Origin of the sequence: Vibrio sp. B181a (genome assembly GCF_030248375.1) — a bacterium.
In the GTDB taxonomy this organism is placed as follows: Bacteria; Pseudomonadota; Gammaproteobacteria; order Enterobacterales; family Vibrionaceae; genus Vibrio; species Vibrio campbellii.
Map to the genome: position 1 here is coordinate 1 of NZ_JAHGAD010000034.1, position 2,170 is coordinate 2,170.

A 2,170-nucleotide genomic window follows, 5' to 3' on the forward strand; every position below is an offset into this window, starting at 1 on the left:
CCCGAAGATTGCACCTGCGCGCCTTCTCCTGCGCTCAGCCTCGCTTCGTCGTTCGTCTCGCAGGATGCAGTCAAACGAGAATTAGTCTTAGCTGACATAAATGCATATTTTTGGCAGGTGGGTGAAATGCGAAATCCGCACAAGAGTCCAGGGGGAACTGACGCGCGGATTCTAGTATTTAGACAAGGGTTCGGCATCGGTTCCGCTTGTCGGTTTATCGGAAAAATAAAAAAGGGGCACAAGGCCCCATAATTTTTATTCTTCCAACAAACTTGGATTTACTTCGAGTGCTTGGAGCATCATGCAATATCCATTAGCAAACTGGATGAGTTCGTATTGTTTCTCTGATAATTCCCCAAGAACGGAGGCGCTTACATGTTCTCTTGGTAAACCTGCAATACAGGTAGAAAGATTTTCTAAATCAGTAAGTAGATCTTTTAAGCCAGAAATAGAATAATTTAAGTTAGTCATAATTAACTCCAGTACAGTTAGTTTTGATTAGCCTTGGGTATGTTGTAGGAGACATGCCCAAGGCGAAATTAAAATATTATCCCCTCGATAGTTTTCTCGGTTCAAATAACAATTCAGTTCCAAATGCCCAATCTGGAATACCGCAAGGGCGCATTTCAATAACTCGATTTAGCGGGACAACATTGGAAGTAGGTTCCTTGGCGTTTGGTATAGAAATATCGATGCCAAATTCAAGTAGTTCGCGGCGATGCCTATAAAAAGTGTTCTTAGGTAAAGTTGTTTTAAGACAATAGCCTTCTTTCCAAGAAAGGTAAGTTAAACCGAGGTGGCGCGGTAACTTTAAAGTAATATCATCAATTGGTTTTTGTTCACTCATCTCAACACGCCCAAGGTATTCTTTATAAACTTCCCATATATCAATATTAAACCAAGAAGATCCAACATTCAGCCCAAGCTTAACGAGTTCTTTGCTCCTTAACGTAAGCTCAGCCCTAAGTTTGTTATTAGCAAAATCAGGGAGTGAAGTTAGTTGGAGAGGTGCTGGTAGTTTATGGGATTCAATCTCCTGTCCCTTGGAGTAAAACTTGATACTCCATCTTTCTGAATTCTTACCAAAGTAGACCGTGTTGCCCTTGGCGACCGCAGTCCCGTGCCGTGTTCTTGCAGTTCGCTCAAGGGCAGACAACCACGACAAAACATCCAAGCGAGAACCAAGCTCAAACATCCCGTTTATATCAATTCTACTAATCGTGTATTGACCTTCTCTTATGCCGTCACGGATGAATTCAGGTTGTTCTTTTCCAAACTTTTTAGCTAGGGAATCAAAGAGTTCATAAACCAAATTGCAAAGGTCGGAAGTGCCGAAAATATTGTGACCCTGAAACCACTTAACAGGGTTACCAGAAACAGAAAGAATCCAAATATTTTTTAATTGGGGAAGCTCAGGAAGTCGAGCTGGTTCAGTCCGAATTAAAAGGCGGGAATCATGGCTCCCGTCAACCTTTAGGTGCTTATCAAGTGTGTATTCGATTTCGCCGTCAGGAGTGGTGGATATAACGTTGCCTCCATTGAGGCATTCGTCAGACCAAAAAAGGAACTTAACAGAAAGCCAGTCAATCATAAGGCTCGGGTTCGTAGGTTCGAAAGTAACGAAATTCTCCGGTACAGGGTTTTTTCGATGAACCTCTAAAAGCTTCTGAACCTCAGGAATAAGAGGAACAGATTCTATAGACCTGACAAACTTCCCGTGTCCCATTTCTATTCCTCAGATTCAGAAGATCCATTCATCTTCAAAAGTGTAGCGCCAAGAGCTTGAGCCATTAAGCTTTCATATCCGCTGACATTTCCGCTCTTAGCTTCTCTAATTGCTTGAGTCATAAGCTTTAATGCCTGAACGTTCTCAACCAAACAAGAAACAACAAAAGCAGATTGAGCCTGCCCGCTAACTTCTGAAAACTCAGCTAGAGCCTCGTCAACGTCTTTAGGTAAAGAGATGGTTATGCGTCGTTTATCGGTAGCCATGTGTAATCCAAAGTAAAAAGGTGATGCACCAAGATTAAGAGAGAGTCTCGGGGATGTCAAGACGCGAGTACCATTCGGTGGTACAAAAGTCGGAGGGTGTGAAGTGTGTTGGAATAAGGGGATTTTGTGTGTGTGAGTACCGTCCGTGGTACAAAAGTCGGGTATCACTAAGACCCGA

General features: G+C 42.8%; 4 protein-coding genes. 1 reads left to right on the forward strand and 3 read right to left on the reverse strand.

Annotated elements, in window-relative coordinates; translation table 11 throughout:
- On the forward strand, positions 1 to 252 hold a 252-nt coding region (locus KIO97_RS15435), incomplete at its 5' end, for a hypothetical protein (protein ID WP_285383363.1).
- A gap of 3 nt (positions 253 to 255) precedes the next feature.
- On the opposite strand, the gene KIO97_RS15440 is transcribed toward KIO97_RS15435, so the two are convergent.
- From KIO97_RS15440 to KIO97_RS15450, 3 genes are all read right to left on the reverse strand, one after another.
- Positions 256 to 471, reverse strand: a complete 216-nt coding sequence (locus KIO97_RS15440) for a hypothetical protein (RefSeq protein WP_104048874.1) — start codon at positions 469 to 471, stop codon at positions 256 to 258.
- Positions 472 to 547: 76 nt separating this feature from the next.
- Entirely contained in the window at positions 548 to 1,726 is a 1,179-nt protein-coding gene (locus KIO97_RS15445) for a phage/plasmid replication protein, II/X family (RefSeq protein ID WP_285383367.1), read from the reverse strand.
- A gap of 2 nt (positions 1,727 to 1,728) precedes the next feature.
- Positions 1,729 to 1,992: a hypothetical protein gene (locus KIO97_RS15450; RefSeq protein ID WP_285383368.1), complete on the reverse strand. Its 264-nt coding sequence runs from the start codon at positions 1,990 to 1,992 to the stop codon at positions 1,729 to 1,731.
- Between the last annotated feature and the right edge of the window lie 178 nt (positions 1,993 to 2,170).

Excerpts from the sequence above, each read along its gene's own strand:
- KIO97_RS15450 (WP_285383368.1), bottom strand. The coding sequence starts at position 1,992 with ATGGCTACCGATAAACGACGCATAACCATCTCTTTACCTAAAGACGTT.
- KIO97_RS15445 (WP_285383367.1), bottom strand. The coding sequence starts at position 1,726 with ATGGGACACGGGAAGTTTGTCAGGTCTATAGAATCTGTTCCTCTTATT.
- KIO97_RS15440 (WP_104048874.1), bottom strand. The coding sequence starts at position 471 with ATGACTAACTTAAATTATTCTATTTCTGGCTTAAAAGATCTACTTACT.